Raw genomic sequence first — 14,415 nt, 5'->3', positions numbered from 1 at the left:
CCAAGGTCAAGAATGACTCTGTTGAATTTCATCGCGCGGCTATCCTGCATATTGAGGATACCGTGGACTATATAAATAAGGGCTAGCCGTTAAATTCTGCTAGCTCATTAGGAGCCCCATGACTAAAACAATTATAGCTACCGAAAATTCACCAGCAGCGATTGGCCCTTATGTTCAAGCGACTCGCATTGGTAATATGCTTTATACTTCGGGCCAGATCCCACTGGATCCGGTAAGCATGGATGTGGTTGAAGGGGGCATTGAAGCACAAACCAAGCAGGTAATGGATAACTTGCTGGCAGTATTGACAGCTGCCGGTGGCGACGCCTCTAGCGTGCTTAAAACTACCTGCTTCCTATCTGATATGAACAACTTTCTTGCCTTCAACGAAGTGTACGCCAGCTACTTTACCTTGGGCGCACCGGCTCGCTCATGTGTAGAAGTGGCCCGTTTGCCTAAAGACGTACTGGTAGAAGTAGAAGCCATTGCTTACGTTGAATAAACTTACGTTGAATCAATAAGAAAAGAGTCTGGAGATGACGTCATCTGTGTTGCGGTTTGCCCTGATGGTAACCGGCCCTTGTTATGGCACTCAGTCTGCAGCTGATGCCTATCGTTTTGCCTGCGCGGTAATAGAGCAGGGCCATGCTATTAGCCAGATTTTCTTTTATCAAGAAGGTGTATATAACGCCAATCTGATGGTGCAGCCCGCTGCGGATGAAACGGATTTACAGCAAGCTTGGGTTGCGTTGGCACAACAACACGAGTTGACGCTGGACGTGTGCGTGGCGGCGGCATTGCGCCGAGGTATTGTGGATAGTGATGCCGCCGCTCAGGCCGAGTTGGAGCAGTGGAATTTGATTGCTCCTTTTTGTTTGAGTGGCTTAGGTCAGTTGGCGCAAGCCGCACTCACCGCCGACAGAGTGGTACAGTTTTAACGAATATTAGAGGTAATCACGTCATTCTATGAGCTTTATCTTATGAACAAGGTCGCCTTTATTTTTCGTACCCCGCCTCATGGCTCAGCCGCTGGCCGAGAAGGACTAGACGCTGTGTTAGCCACGTCGGCACTCAGTGAAGATATTGGCGTGTTCTTTGCCGATGATGGTGTTTATCAACTGCTGAGTCGCCAAGACCCAAGCGCCATACTTGGACGGGACTATGCCCCGACCTTTGGCCTGCTCGAACTCTATGATGTAGATAATGTGTATATTTGTGCTCGGTCGTTGGCCGAACGAGGCTTGGCGCCAGCGCAGATCACCATAGAGACAGAAATACTGTCAGCGTCCGATTGGCAGCAGTGCTTGGCCAACTACAATGTACGGCTCAGCTTTTGAGGGCGTTATGCTATATACAATAAAGCAGTCTCCTTTTAGTCATCAGGCGCTCGTGCAGGCATTGGCGCTGATGCAGCCAGACGATCGATTGCTGCTATGGCAAGATGCGGTTATTGGCGCCACTGTCAGTCAATGGCTGAGCTTATTGCAGCCGCTAGCCGCCACAGGTCGTTTGTATGTTATGCAAGAAGACTTACAGGCCCGTGGGCTAACCCATCAAGTGGGTGAGATGATTTGTATGGCCGACTGGGTAAGGTTAGTGGCAGAATGGGGAAGTCCTCAAGCTTGGTGAGCCTGTTTTGATAAATATTCGAGCAATAATTGTATAAATCTTGACTCAAGGCCACAGCAAGCATAGACTTTTGCGTCCCCGCTTTTGGGGAACGTTTTTCACAACTGTAGAACGATACTTTTTCAGGAGCTGTTAATGACTACAATTAACCAGCTGGTTCGCAAACCACGCAAAAAAGTCGTTACCCTAGGTAGCGTACCTGCGTTAGAGGCGTGCCCGCAAAAACGCGGTGTATGTACCCGTGTATATACCACTACCCCAAAGAAGCCTAACTCTGCATTACGTAAAGTATGCCGTGTTCGCTTGACCAATGGTTTTGAGGTTAACTCATACATTGGTGGTGAAGGCCACAACCTGCAGGAACACTCCGTTGTTCTGATTCGCGGTGGTCGTGTTAAGGATTTGCCAGGTGTGCGTTATCACACCATCCGTGGCGCACTAGACACTTCAGGTGTTTCTGCTCGTCGCCAAGGTCGTTCTAAGTACGGCGCGAAAAGACCTAAGGCTTAATAGTTCTCTGTTAAGTAAGGCCAAACATTTATTCTATAACACTATTGTGTTTTGGGTTATCCCTGAAGTTACGGAGAATTTGCAATGCCAAGACGTCGCGTGATCGGCCAGCGTAAAATATTACCGGATCCTAAGTTCGGATCCGATTTGCTGGCAAAATTCGTAAACATTTTGATGATCGACGGTAAAAAATCTACCGCTGAGACCATCGTTTACAATGCTCTAGAAGCTGCTTCTGCAAAAAGCGGTAAAGAGCATCTGGCGCTGTTTGAAGAAGCCCTAGAAAACATTCGTCCTACAGTTGAAGTTAAATCGCGCCGTGTAGGTGGTTCTACCTACCAGGTGCCTGTTGAAGTACGTCCAGTTCGTCGTAATGCCCTAGGCATGCGCTGGTTAGTAGACTCTGCGCGCAAGCGCGGTGAAAAGTCTATGGCTCAGCGTTTAGCTGGTGAGCTGATGGATGCTGCTGACAACAAAGGTTCTGCGGTTAAGAAGCGTGAAGACGTACACCGCATGGCTGAAGCAAACAAAGCGTTTGCACACTACCGCTGGTAATTGGCTGGGTGCGCAGTTTGCGCACCTCTTTAATTGCCTACTAAGGGCATTGACCTTAGCAAGAGGATTTTATTGTGGCTCGTACAACCCCAATTGAGCGCTATCGCAACATTGGCATTAGTGCTCACATTGACGCGGGTAAAACTACCACCACTGAACGGGTGCTGTTTTACACTGGCGTAAACCATAAAATTGGTGAAACCCACGATGGGTCTGCCACCATGGACTGGATGGAGCAGGAACAAGAGCGTGGTATTACTATCACCTCTGCTGCTACTACCTGTTTTTGGGATGGGATGGAGCACCAATACCCGCAGCACCGTATCAACATTATCGATACACCAGGGCACGTTGACTTCACCATTGAAGTTGAACGTTCCATGCGCGTACTCGATGGTGCGGTTATGGTTTATTGTGCCGTGGGTGGTGTTCAGCCACAGTCTGAAACCGTATGGCGTCAGGCAAATAAATATAAAGTTCCGCGTATCGCGTTCGTTAATAAAATGGACCGTACCGGTGCTGACTTCTTGCGCGTAGTTGCACAAATCAAAAGCCGCCTTAAAGGTGTGCCGGTACCAGTGCAATTGCCGATCGGCTCTGAAGAAAACTTCAAGGGCGTGATCGACTTGGTCAAGATGAAAGCCATCGACTGGGATGAAGATAATAACGGGACTACTTTCGTTTATCACGATATTCCCGAAGAGATGCTCGAGCTAGCCGAAGAATGGCGTCAGAACATGGTTGAAGCTGCTGCTGAAGCCAACGATGAGCTAATGGACAAGTACCTAGAAGGCGGCGAACTGAGCGAGGCTGAAATTAAAGCAGCTTTGCGTCAGCGCGTGCTAAATAGCGAAGTCATTCTGGTTACTTGCGGTACAGCCTTTAAAAATAAAGGCGTACAAGCGATGCTAGACGTAGTAATCGATTATCTACCGTCTCCAGTCGAGGTTGCTGCTATTGTTGGCACTAAAGATGATGGCGAAACGCCAGATACTCGACCTGCCAGCGATGATGCTCCTTTCTCAGCCCTAGCATTTAAGATAGCGACTGACCCATTTGTGGGTAACCTGACGTTCTTCCGTGTGTACTCTGGTGTGATTAGCTCCGGTGATACCGTAGTGAACTCCGTTAAAGGTAAGCGCGAACGTTTCGGTCGTATCGTACAGATGCACGCCAACAAACGAGAAGAAATTAAATCCGTTTGTGCTGGTGACATCGCAGCCGCTATTGGTTTGAAAGACGTAACCACAGGTGACACCTTGTGTGCCGTGAATGCGCCAATCATTCTGGAGCGGATGGAGTTCCCTGAGCCTGTTATTTCCGTGGCCGTTGAACCCAGAACCCAAGCCGACCAAGAGAAAATGGGACTGGCATTGGGGCGTCTGGCGCAAGAAGATCCGTCTTTTCGCGTACGGACCGATGAAGAATCTGGTCAAACCATCATTGCCGGTATGGGCGAGTTGCACCTCGATATCCTTGTCGAGCGAATGAAGCGCGAGTTTGGCGTACAAGCCAACGTGGGTAAGCCCATGGTGGCCTATCGTGAAAGTATTAACGGTAGCGTTGAGCAAGAAGGCAAGTTCGTTCGTCAGTCGGGTGGTCGAGGTCAGTTTGGTCACGTGTGGATCAAAATTGAACCACAAGCGGCCGGTACTGGCTATTTGTTTGAGAATGCCGTTGTCGGTGGTGTTATTCCTAAAGAATACTGCCCAGCTGTAGATAAAGGTATTCAAGAACAGATGAGACAGGGGGTGTTGGCCGGTTATCCAATCGAAGATATCAAGGTCACCCTGTACGATGGTTCTTATCATGATGTTGACTCTTCTGAAATGGCCTTTAAAATCGCAGGGTCGATGGCCTTTAAAGAAGGGTTCATGAAATGTAACCCGGTGCTGCTTGAGCCTACAATGAAGGTTGAAGTAGAAACGCCTGAAGATTACATGGGTGATGTAATCGGTGACGTTAACCGTCGTCGTGGTATCATCGAGGGCATGGAAGATGGCCCATCAGGCAAAATAATTAATGCCATGATTCCGTTATCTGAAATGTTCGGCTACGCTACAGACCTGCGTTCACAGTCACAAGGTCGTGCTTCTTACTCTATGGAGTTTGCTAAGTACGCCGAAGTACCTGCCAGCATGGCTGAAGCGCTTATTGCTGCTCGTAAAGGTTAATAATCTTTGTTTAAACTCCCCGCCGCACAGCGAGTGGGAACAAACTAGGAAGGACTAGTCCGTGTCTAAAGAAAAATTCGAACGTATTAAAACACACGTAAACGTAGGTACTATCGGCCACGTTGACCACGGTAAAACCACTCTGACTGCTGCTATTACTACCGTTTTAGCTAAGAAAATGGGCGGTACCGCTCGCGGTTACGCTCAGATCGATAACGCTCCTGAAGAAAAAGCACGTGGTATCACCATAGCCGCTTCTCACGTTGAGTACGATACTGATGCACGTCACTATGCACACGTTGACTGCCCAGGTCACGCTGACTATGTTAAAAACATGATCACCGGTGCTGCTCAAATGGATGGCGCAATCTTGGTTGTTGCTTCTACTGATGGCCCTATGCCACAGACTCGTGAGCACATCCTGTTGGCCCGTCAGGTTGGCGTTCCTTACATCGTTGTGTTCATGAACAAGTGTGACATGGTTGATGATGAAGAACTGCTTGAGCTGGTTGAAATGGAAATCCGTGAGCTGTTGTCTGAGTACGACTTCCCAGGCGACGACACTCCAGTAATTCAGGGCTCTGCTCTGAAAGGCCTGGAAGGTGATCCAGAGTGGGAGCCTAAGATTCTTGAACTGGCTGACGCACTTGATACTTACATCCCAGATCCAGAGCGTGCTGTTGACGGTGCATTCTTGCTGCCAATCGAAGACGTTTTCTCAATCCAGGGCCGTGGTACTGTTGTTACCGGTCGTGTTGAGCGCGGTATCGTTAAAGTTGGCGAAGAAATTGAAATCGTTGGTATCAAGGACACTGTTAAGAGTACTTGTACTGGCGTTGAAATGTTCCGTAAGCTGCTTGACGAAGGTCGTGCTGGTGAGAACGTTGGTGTTCTTCTACGTGGTACTAAGCGTGAAGACGTTGAGCGTGGCCAGGTTCTTGCTAAGCCAGGTTCAATCAAGCCACACACTACTTTTGAATCAGAAATCTATGTTCTGTCAAAAGAAGAAGGCGGCCGTCATACTCCGTTCTTCAAAGGCTACCGTCCACAGTTCTACTTCCGTACAACTGACGTAACCGGTACTATCGAATTGCCAGAAGGCGTTGAGATGGTTATGCCTGGTGACAACGTTCAAATGGTTGTTACTCTGATTGCTCCTATCGCGATGGAAGACGGTTTACGTTTTGCTATCCGTGAAGGTGGTCGTACTGTAGGTGCTGGTGTTGTTGCCAAAATCCTTGCGTAATCGCACTTTTAGTGCATAAAAAAGGAGGCTTCGGCCTCCTTTTTTTATGGCTAAAATCCAGTAAAGTACAGCCGTACGCTTTACGCCGTACGCTATACGAGAAAGATAAACACTCATCCGTACGCTTTACGCCGTATGCTATACGAGAAAGATAAACACTCATCCGTACGCTTTACGCTTTACGCCATACGCCATACGCCATACGCCATACGCCATACGCTTTACGCCATACGCTATACCCGAGAAAGATAAACACTCAGCCTTACGTTTACGCCGTATGCTATACGTTAACGATCAACACTAGGTTAGGCTTTACGCTGTAAACGTAAGGCGTAAGGCGTAAGGCGTAAGGCGTAAGGCGTAAGGCGTAAGGCGTAAGGCGTAAAACGTACAGCGCACAAAGTTCTCTTCTTAGTTTAATTTTGAGGTATTAGATGGAAATTAAAGCCGTTACTGCAGCTTTCTCCGTTGCCGCTCAAGTGACTTCAGACGACTTATTAACACTTAAAGCGGCGGGTTTTCGCACAGTGGTGTGCAACCGTCCCGATAATGAAGCACCAGAGCAGCCCAGCGCAGCCAGTCTAGCCGCGCAAGCACAATCTTTAGGTATGAGCTGGCATTGGTTACCTATCACGCCAGGGCTGTTTACGAAGGATAATATTAGCGAGTTTGAACAGCTGTTAGCCTCTGCCAATGAGCCGGTGTTAGCCTTTTGCCGTACTGGCACCCGTTCCATTAGTTTATGGGCGTTAGCGCAAGCGCCGCACACGGCAAGTGCCGAGTTATTGCAGCGGGCGACTGCCGCTGGTTATGACTTATCGCAGTTAGCTCCACAATTGGATGCCGCTAAAAAGCAATAAGTAATAGGCTTGCTTATGAGCACATCGGTATGCGGTGGTGCCGTTGCTAAATTGTACAAATCTTAGAGAATAAGCCTTGCATTGATAACTAATATCATTTAGATTTACCTCATTGATGCGGAGGGTTTCTTCATGTATGTATGTTTATGCAAGGGTATTACCGATAGTCAGCTACGTGCCGCGATAGCGGACGGCGGCAGTGAGTTTAAACGGCTAAAGAAAGAATTGGCCGTGGGCTCGCAATGCGGTAAATGTGTCCCCGTGGCGATGGCAATTTTGGCGGAAGAAAATGCCAAAGCTGGGCTTTACTACGAAGTCGCTTAATTACCCTATCTAATCCCCTGCACTCTCCTAGCGATAGCACATAACCATCGCATCAAGCCCCGTTAGGGGCTTTGTCGTTTAAAGCCTCAATCCAACTATTCAATAGCTAACTGCGGCCAGCGAAGATGGCATACCTGTGAATGTTAATAGTTTCCTGTGCTCTTCCCTCTATCTATCTGACTCCGTTTTTAGCTAGTATGGGACTCGATTTTTATAAGGATTTACCCACAGTGAAAGAAACGTGTCGAGTTTTGCCTGCCCACAAAAATGTTGCCTTAGTGGCACATGATCATAAAAAAGCACAGTTGTTAGAATGGGTAGGGCGCCGCGCCGAAGCGCTGAAGTTACATCATCTGTATGCCACGGGTACCACGGGCAGCATGTTAAGCAAGACAATCGGCCTGCCAATTCGCTGCTTAATGTCTGGCCCGATGGGCGGTGATCAACAGCTAGGTGCCTTAATTGCTGAGGGTAAAATTGATGTGTTGATTTTTTTCTGGGATCCACTCAATGCCGTCCCCCACGATCCCGATGTGAAGGCATTACTGAGGTTAGCTACGGTGTGGAATATCCCCGTAGCCACTAATATGTCGACCGCCGATATGTTGATGGATAGTGCACAAATGAGCCAGGATTTCAGTATTTGCATACCCGATTATCAAGGATATTTGGACGAAAGAACGAAGTAGTAGCCGTAAAGGGGCGCCTTACGCTGTACGCCTTACGTTCATCTCTCGCAGGCTCAGTATTTTATCTTTGACGTACGGCGTACAGCTTATAACGTAAAGCTGTGTTTTCGTCTAATGTCTATCTAACCGCTTATATGCGTACTTAGGGCGGGTGGTCATAATGAGATCTTTTTGTTCTTCGGTCATATTTGTCGGATTGAGGCCCAGCACTTTAAAAGTCAGTAATGGTCGCGCCGCGATACTGATCATGAGTGGCTTAATGGAATTTATCCCCGCGTCACCTGGTTCACCAAATGCGTAAGTCAGTATTCCTTGCTCCAGCAAGTTTTTGACGGTCGGTTCGGTGACTGGCAATTTTATGACGCTTTTACGTTGTATCACAAATTCACGTAACACCGACTTCTCATTGGCATCTAAATAATCCAGCAATTCTTTGAGTAATTTTTCTTGCATAAGGCGCTGCTTACGAGAAAACAGGTATTGAAATAGCATGATAGCTGCATGAGAGAAAAAATAAGCCCCAGATGCCACCATACTTAGTATGAATAGCAATCGATAATCATTGAGCCACAGCCCAAAAGAACCAGTAAAAAGAGAACTGGGTAATAAACTCATGATTGTACTACTTAGCAATAACCAACACATAAAGCGGTTAAATGTTGATATATATCGTAAATCCAGCATGTCTTTCTCCACGATTACACGATGACAGCCGCTCATCATGCTCGCATATGCAGCTAAAGTTAATATTATGAATAGGCAATTACCCAGCAAAAGTCATGCCATTTAACGAAGTAATGATCTTGTAGAGGATACAAGTGATGGTATCGTTCAGAGATGGTATAGTGATAAATTAATTACCTTAACGTTAAGTGTATACAGAATACCTTAATATTGTGTTTTATTAATGTTCGATTAATTTCTATTGTTATAGTCGACAGGGAGTCTAGAACAAATGAGTACGCTTACACTTGAACAAGCATTAACCATTACGCGTGGCGCATTCGAGCATGCGCAAGAGATTTCTGCTGCACCACTTACCGTTGCCGTATTAGATAATGCGGGTCGCTTAATTTCGCTGCAGCGCCAGGATGGGGCCAGCTTGCTGCGACCAGATATTGCTACTGGCAAAGCATGGGGAGCCGTTGCCATGGGCCGTAGCTCGCGTGGTTTGGCTGAAGTTGCTGAAGCGAGACCGGCTTTTGTGGCGGCGGTTAACGTTATGGCGCAAGGACAAATCATTCCGGCACCGGGTGGGGTACTAGTACGCGATGCCAACAATAATATTCTAGGCGCCGTAGGTATTAGTGGTGATACGCCCGATGTTGATGAGGTTTGTGCCGTTGCCGGTGTAGAGTTTGTCAGTTTGGTTGCGGATTGTAGCTAACAGATTATTTGTCAGTTGTTTTGGCCGAGGAGTAACTTTGGTTACTCATCTTAGCGCTCACACAGGTGAGCGCTTTTTTACGTTTTTTTGCCAAACTTTCGGTCAACCTGAGGTATGGTTAAGCAATGTAGCGTCTCATATTATGGTTTGGAGTTTAAAATCAATATGTCTCGGATCCGAGCAAAGAACGAAGAAATTATCATACGCGCCGCGAGTCGAGTATTTGCCGAGCACGGCTATGCCGCAACCAAAACGGCTACTATTGCGGAACTCGCTGAATTACCAAAACCCAATATTTACTATTATTTTGGCAGCAAAGAAAAGCTGTACCACGCCGTGCTCGAAAGCATTACCGAGCCGTTACTGGCGGCGTCAGCGCCTTTTATCGAGCACCAAGATCCCGTGCTGGCCCTAACGGCTTATATTAAATCTAAGTTAATGATTTCAAAGAATTATCCTTATGCTTCCAAGGTGTTTGCCAATGAAATTATGCACGGGGCACCACATTTACCAGCGGATATGATTGAGCGACTTAGCGAGCAGACCCGCACCCTAAGCGCCAAGCTCCACGACTGGATGGCGCAAGGCCTAATGACGGCCGTTGATGCACACCACTTGTTGTTTGCTATTTGGGCATCCACGCAAACCTATGCCGATTTTAACTGGCAGATAACGATGGCGTTGGGCAAAGAAGAATTAGATGAGCAAGACTTCGAGCGTGCAGCTCAGCAAATCACCCAGTTAGTCATCGGTGGCTGTAAAGTTCAATCCTTACCCGAAGCATAGCGATCGGCTCCCCGCTCTAAGCTAAAATCAACACCGTCTTTTGACGGTTTTTGTCCATCTGGCAGTTGTACCTAAGCTGTCTGACGTAAGTCAGAGCCTCCGTTTGGATTTAACAACTATCCTGCTGCGCTATCTTTTCATTCCCCCGTCTATAATTACCAACGCTGCTTAACATACTGCCTCCTCTTAGGCAGCGTGCTGTTACGGCCGCGGCTAACGGATTTTCGCAAAGTTAAGTTATCTAATAGTAAAATAATTGTTGACTATTGGGTCAGGTTTAACTTTAATTACACTTGAAGATATTATTTTTTTGCCAACTGGCAATGTGTGCAGTGTATTCGCTGAAGGAGGTAGGCCTTGATTAAGTTTCTGCTTAACCAAGAGTTGCGAGAGGAACAAGACCTTTCGCCAAATATGACGGTGCTTAACTATTTGCGCGAACGCGTTGGTAAAACCGGCACCAAGGAAGGCTGTGGCTCGGGCGACTGTGGCGCTTGCACTGTGGTGCTAGGCGAGCGAGAGGGTGAGCATATCCGTTATCGCACGGTTAACTCCTGCCTAACCTTTGTGTCTACACTGCACGGCAAGCAATTGCTGACGGTTGAAGATCTCAAATCAACAGACGGCAGTCTGCATCCAGTACAGCAAGCGATGGTGGATTTTCATGGTTCTCAATGTGGATTTTGTACACCGGGCTTTATTATGTCGATGTTTGCTTTAAGTAAAAATAAACCGACGGCAAACAAACACGACATCTTTGAGGCATTAGCCGGCAACCTATGTCGCTGTACCGGTTATCGCCCGATAGTCGACGCAGCCAAAGCCATCGCCGAGCAGCCCCAGCTAGTTGACCAATTCTCTCGTTACGAAACCGATATTTTGGCCAAGCTAGACCACATCGAAACAGACGCTTTAGTTACCCTTAACGGAAACGGCAATGTATGTTTCTCTCCGGTGTCTAGTGATGAGCTAGCAGACTTATTAATAGAACATCCGGATGCTCAGCTGTTAGCGGGTGGCACCGACTTGGCGCTGCAAGTGACGCAGTTTTATCGTGAACTGCCAAAGATGATTTATGTGGGTAATGTCGAAGAGATGAAACAGCTGGCAGAAGATGACCAGCAATTAGAAATTGGTGCGGCGCGCAGCCTCAGCGATAGCTATGAGGCGTTAAGCCGTGTGTTCCCAGATATGGGTGAATTGTTAGATCGCTTTGCGTCCTTGCAAATTCGTAACCAAGGCACGCTCGGCGGTAACGTCGGTAATGCGTCACCCATTGGCGATGCGCCACCGGTATTAATGGCACTGAATGCACGTTTGGTACTGCGCAGAGGTGAGGTACGCCGCGAGCTGGCCATTGGAGATTACTTCTTGGATTATAAGAAGACCGCGCAACAAACCAGTGAATTCATTGAGAAAATCATCGTACCCAAGCCTAAGCCTGACCAGCACTTCAAAGTCTATAAGCTGTCTAAGCGTTTAGATGATGATATTTCTGCGGTATGTGGTGCCTTTAATCTGACCATTAATGGTGGAGTGATCCGTGAAGCCCGCATCGCCTTTGGTGGTATGGCGGCAGTGCCTAAACGTGCCTCGGCTTGCGAGCAAGTACTGCTCAATCAGCCATGGAACCAAGCGACGGTAAAGGCGGCGATGAAGGCCCTAACAGGTGATTTTGAACCCTTATCTGATTTTAGGGCTAGCAAGGAATATCGCAGCAAAACGGCCACCAACCTGCTTTATAAGTTTTTTATGGAGCAACAAAGTCTGCAACTCGAAACGAGGGTGACGTCTTATGTCTAATAAACCACAACAGTCACTGACCATCGACGAAATGATGGCACGCGTGCAGCAAAGCCTGCAAACCGGCGTAGGCAAGAGCGTGCCTCACGACAGCGCGGTAATGCAAGTGGCTGGCGAAGCACAATATATTGATGATCGATTGGAGTTTCCTCATCAGCTGCATCTGTATGCCCGACTGTCAGAAAGAGCACATGCACGCATTACCAAATTAGATGTGAGCCCGTGTTACGAGTTTGAAGGTGTCACCATTGCCATTACCGCTAAAGATGTACCGGGCGAGCTGGATATCGGCCCTATTCTGGCGGGTGATCCGCTGTTAGCTGACGGTTTAGTGGAATACGTGGGACAGCCAATATTGGCGGTGGCAGCCAAAGATTTAGTGACCGCCCGCAAGGCGGCCATGGCCGCGATTGTGGAATACGAAGACTTACCGGCGGTGCTGTCGGTAGAAGACGCATTAGAGAAAAAGCTATTTGTCACCGACAGTCATAAGCAGCAACGAGGCGACTCCGCGACAGGGTTAGCCAATGCCAAGCACGTTATTGCAGGTAGCCTGCACATTGGTGGGCAAGAGCACTTTTACCTAGAAACTCAAGTGAGCTCGGTAGTACCTACCGAAGATGGTGGCATGATGGTATTTACCTCTAGCCAGCACCCCACCGAAATTCAGAAATTAGTAGCCAGCGTGCTGGGTGTGCCCATGCACAAGGTGGTGACCGACATGCGGCGTATGGGCGGTGGCTTTGGTGGTAAAGAGACGCAAGCCGCAGCACCCGCCTGTATGGCGGCAGTGGTGGCACATTTAACGGGTCGGCCGACCAAGATGCGTCTGCCTCGGGTAGAAGACATGATGATGACCGGTAAGCGTCATCCATTTTTCAACCAATATAAAATTGGCTTCGACGACAGCGGCCGCATTCAGGCCTCGGAAATTATCGTGGCAGGTAACTGTGGTTACTCACCCGATTTATCCTCATCTATCGTCGACCGCGCGATGTTTCACTCAGATAACGCCTACTACTTAGGTGACGCCACCGTGATCGGCCATCGCTGCAAAACGCACACGGCATCTAATACCGCCTTCCGTGGCTTTGGTGGCCCTCAGGGCATGATGACCATAGAACATGTGATGGACGAAATTGCCTCTTACTTGGGTAAAGATCCGCTCGAGATCCGTAAGGTTAACTTCTACGGCAAGGAAGATCGTAACGTCACTCACTATCACCAGCCGGTAGAGCACAACATCATTCATGAAATGGTGGACGATCTTGAAGCCTCCAGTGAATACGCTGCGCGTCGTCTTGAGATCAAGACGTTTAATGCTAACAGCCCAATTCTGAAAAAAGGTATCGCCATTACTCCCGTTAAGTTTGGGATCTCCTTTACTGCGAGCTTCTTGAACCAGGGCGGTGCCTTAATACATATTTATACCGATGGCAGCATTCACCTCAACCACGGTGGCACCGAAATGGGCCAAGGGTTGAACATTAAGGTGGCCCAAATTGTCGCCGAAGAGTTTCAGGTTGATATTGATCGCATTCAGATCACTGCCACTAACACCGACAAAGTGCCTAATACGTCACCTACTGCAGCGTCTAGCGGTACCGACTTAAACGGTAAGGCGGCGCAGAATGCGGCACAAACCATTAAGCAGCGCTTGATCGACTGGGCAGCAGGACATTTTCAGGTCACACCAGAAGAAGTGGTATTCAAGAATAACTTCGTCACAGTTCGTAACCAGATCCTGTCGTTCCCTGAGTTTGTACAACAGGCGTACTTTAATCAGATTTCGCTATCTAGCACCGGCTTTTATCGTACGCCGAAGATCTTTTACGATCACGCCACTGGATCTGGTTCGCCTTTCTATTATTTTGCCTATGGTGCGGCCTGCGCCGAGGTACTGATCGATACCCTCACTGGGGAATATAAAATTTTGCGCGCCGACATCTTGCATGATGTAGGTGACTCGCTGAATCCGGCCATTGATATTGGTCAGGTAGAAGGGGCCTTCGTACAAGGGGCTGGTTGGTTAACCACCGAAGAGCTGGTGTGGAATGATAAAGGTAAGCTCATGACCTCGGGCCCTGCGGGTTACAAGATACCTGCTATCGCTGATATGCCGATTGATTTTCGTACCAAGTTAGTCGAAAACCGCAAGAACCCAGAGGATACGGTGTTTCATTCGAAGGCCGTGGGTGAGCCGCCGCTGATGCTCGGTATTTCGGTGTGGTGCGCGTTGAAAGATGCCATCGCCAGTGTGTCTGATTATCGGAAATATCCCCATATAGACTCACCGGCCACGCCCGAGCGTGTGTTATGGGCGGTGGAGCAAATGCAGGAATGGGTAGAGAAAAGCGAAGCCGAACAGGCTAAATAGTAGGTTGTGTGTCAAACAGAAGTACTTGAAGCGTGTCGGTGGTGTAGACCCTTAGGCCGACTTTTCTCATGAGGT

16 protein-coding genes are annotated in these 14,415 nt (G+C 48.2%); 15 read left to right on the top strand and 1 reads right to left on the bottom strand.

Annotated elements, in window-relative coordinates; genetic code table 11:
• Window positions 1–118 precede the first annotated feature (118 nt).
• The 11 genes from ACFQ1C_RS07575 to ACFQ1C_RS07525 all read left to right on the top strand — a co-directional run bounded on the left by ACFQ1C_RS07575 (window position 119) and on the right by ACFQ1C_RS07525 (window position 7,987).
• Window positions 119–502, top strand: a complete 384-nt coding sequence (locus tag ACFQ1C_RS07575) for a RidA family protein (protein ID WP_379558002.1) — start codon at window positions 119–121, stop codon at window positions 500–502.
• A 34-nt stretch (window positions 503–536) separates the two neighbouring features.
• Window positions 537–938, top strand: a complete 402-nt coding sequence (tusD, locus tag ACFQ1C_RS07570) for a sulfurtransferase complex subunit TusD (RefSeq protein ID WP_379558001.1) — start codon at window positions 537–539, stop codon at window positions 936–938.
• A gap of 42 nt (window positions 939–980) precedes the next feature.
• Window positions 981–1,337, top strand: coding sequence for a sulfurtransferase complex subunit TusC (tusC, locus tag ACFQ1C_RS07565; protein ID WP_379558000.1), 357 nt, complete (start codon window positions 981–983; stop codon window positions 1,335–1,337).
• 7 nt (window positions 1,338–1,344) lie between these two features.
• A complete protein-coding gene (tusB, locus tag ACFQ1C_RS07560) occupies window positions 1,345–1,629 on the top strand; it encodes a sulfurtransferase complex subunit TusB (protein ID WP_379557999.1) in 285 nt (94 codons plus the stop codon).
• 135 nt (window positions 1,630–1,764) lie between these two features.
• Window positions 1,765–2,139, top strand: a complete 375-nt coding sequence (gene rpsL, locus ACFQ1C_RS07555) for a 30S ribosomal protein S12 (protein ID WP_379557998.1) — start codon at window positions 1,765–1,767, stop codon at window positions 2,137–2,139.
• A gap of 84 nt (window positions 2,140–2,223) precedes the next feature.
• Window positions 2,224–2,694, top strand: a complete 471-nt coding sequence (gene rpsG / locus ACFQ1C_RS07550) for a 30S ribosomal protein S7 (RefSeq protein WP_379557997.1) — start codon at window positions 2,224–2,226, stop codon at window positions 2,692–2,694.
• 74 nt (window positions 2,695–2,768) lie between these two features.
• The gene (fusA, locus tag ACFQ1C_RS07545) at window positions 2,769–4,868 is read left to right on the top strand and encodes an elongation factor G (protein WP_379557996.1); all 2,100 of its coding nucleotides are present in this window, start codon (window positions 2,769–2,771) and stop codon (window positions 4,866–4,868) included.
• A gap of 61 nt (window positions 4,869–4,929) precedes the next feature.
• A complete protein-coding gene (gene tuf / locus ACFQ1C_RS07540) occupies window positions 4,930–6,114 on the top strand; it encodes an elongation factor Tu (RefSeq protein ID WP_379557995.1) in 1,185 nt (394 codons plus the stop codon).
• A 434-nt stretch (window positions 6,115–6,548) separates the two neighbouring features.
• Window positions 6,549–6,974 carry a TIGR01244 family sulfur transferase gene (locus tag ACFQ1C_RS07535; RefSeq protein ID WP_379557994.1) on the top strand — a complete coding sequence of 142 codons (426 nt, stop codon included), beginning with the start codon at window positions 6,549–6,551 and terminating at the stop codon, window positions 6,972–6,974.
• A gap of 132 nt (window positions 6,975–7,106) precedes the next feature.
• On the top strand, window positions 7,107–7,298 hold the full coding sequence (locus ACFQ1C_RS07530) for a bacterioferritin-associated ferredoxin (protein ID WP_379557993.1): 192 nt from the start codon (window positions 7,107–7,109) through the stop codon (window positions 7,296–7,298).
• Between the two features lie 230 nt (window positions 7,299–7,528).
• Window positions 7,529–7,987: a methylglyoxal synthase gene (locus tag ACFQ1C_RS07525; RefSeq protein ID WP_379557992.1), complete on the top strand. Its 459-nt coding sequence runs from the start codon at window positions 7,529–7,531 to the stop codon at window positions 7,985–7,987.
• 111 nt (window positions 7,988–8,098) lie between these two features.
• On the opposite strand, the gene ACFQ1C_RS07520 is transcribed toward ACFQ1C_RS07525, so the two are convergent.
• Window positions 8,099–8,671 (bottom strand): superinfection exclusion B family protein, encoded by a 573-nt coding sequence (locus tag ACFQ1C_RS07520; RefSeq protein ID WP_379557991.1) that lies wholly within the window; start codon window positions 8,669–8,671, stop codon window positions 8,099–8,101.
• A gap of 271 nt (window positions 8,672–8,942) precedes the next feature.
• On the opposite strand from ACFQ1C_RS07520, the gene ACFQ1C_RS07515 reads away from it, so the two are divergent.
• The 4 genes from ACFQ1C_RS07515 (at window position 8,943) to xdhB (ending at window position 14,340) form a co-directional block, all read left to right on the top strand.
• A complete protein-coding gene (locus tag ACFQ1C_RS07515) occupies window positions 8,943–9,374 on the top strand; it encodes a GlcG/HbpS family heme-binding protein (RefSeq protein WP_379557990.1) in 432 nt (143 codons plus the stop codon).
• Window positions 9,375–9,539: 165 nt separating this feature from the next.
• A complete protein-coding gene (locus tag ACFQ1C_RS07510) occupies window positions 9,540–10,160 on the top strand; it encodes a TetR/AcrR family transcriptional regulator (protein WP_379557989.1) in 621 nt (206 codons plus the stop codon).
• A gap of 357 nt (window positions 10,161–10,517) precedes the next feature.
• Window positions 10,518–11,963, top strand: coding sequence for a xanthine dehydrogenase small subunit (gene xdhA / locus ACFQ1C_RS07505; RefSeq protein WP_379557988.1), 1,446 nt, complete (start codon window positions 10,518–10,520; stop codon window positions 11,961–11,963).
• Window positions 11,956–14,340 carry a xanthine dehydrogenase molybdopterin binding subunit gene (xdhB, locus tag ACFQ1C_RS07500; RefSeq protein WP_379557987.1) on the top strand — a complete coding sequence of 795 codons (2,385 nt, stop codon included), beginning with the start codon at window positions 11,956–11,958 and terminating at the stop codon, window positions 14,338–14,340. The genes xdhA and xdhB overlap by 8 nt, the downstream gene beginning before the upstream one ends.
• The last annotated feature ends 75 nt before the right edge of the window (window positions 14,341–14,415 follow it).

The organism is Oceanisphaera ostreae (assembly GCF_042676125.1).
In the GTDB taxonomy this organism is placed as follows: domain Bacteria; phylum Pseudomonadota; class Gammaproteobacteria; order Enterobacterales; family Aeromonadaceae; genus Oceanimonas; species Oceanimonas ostreae.
Note: the sequence above shows the minus strand (reverse complement) of the source record. Positions and strands in the feature narration are given on the sequence as shown.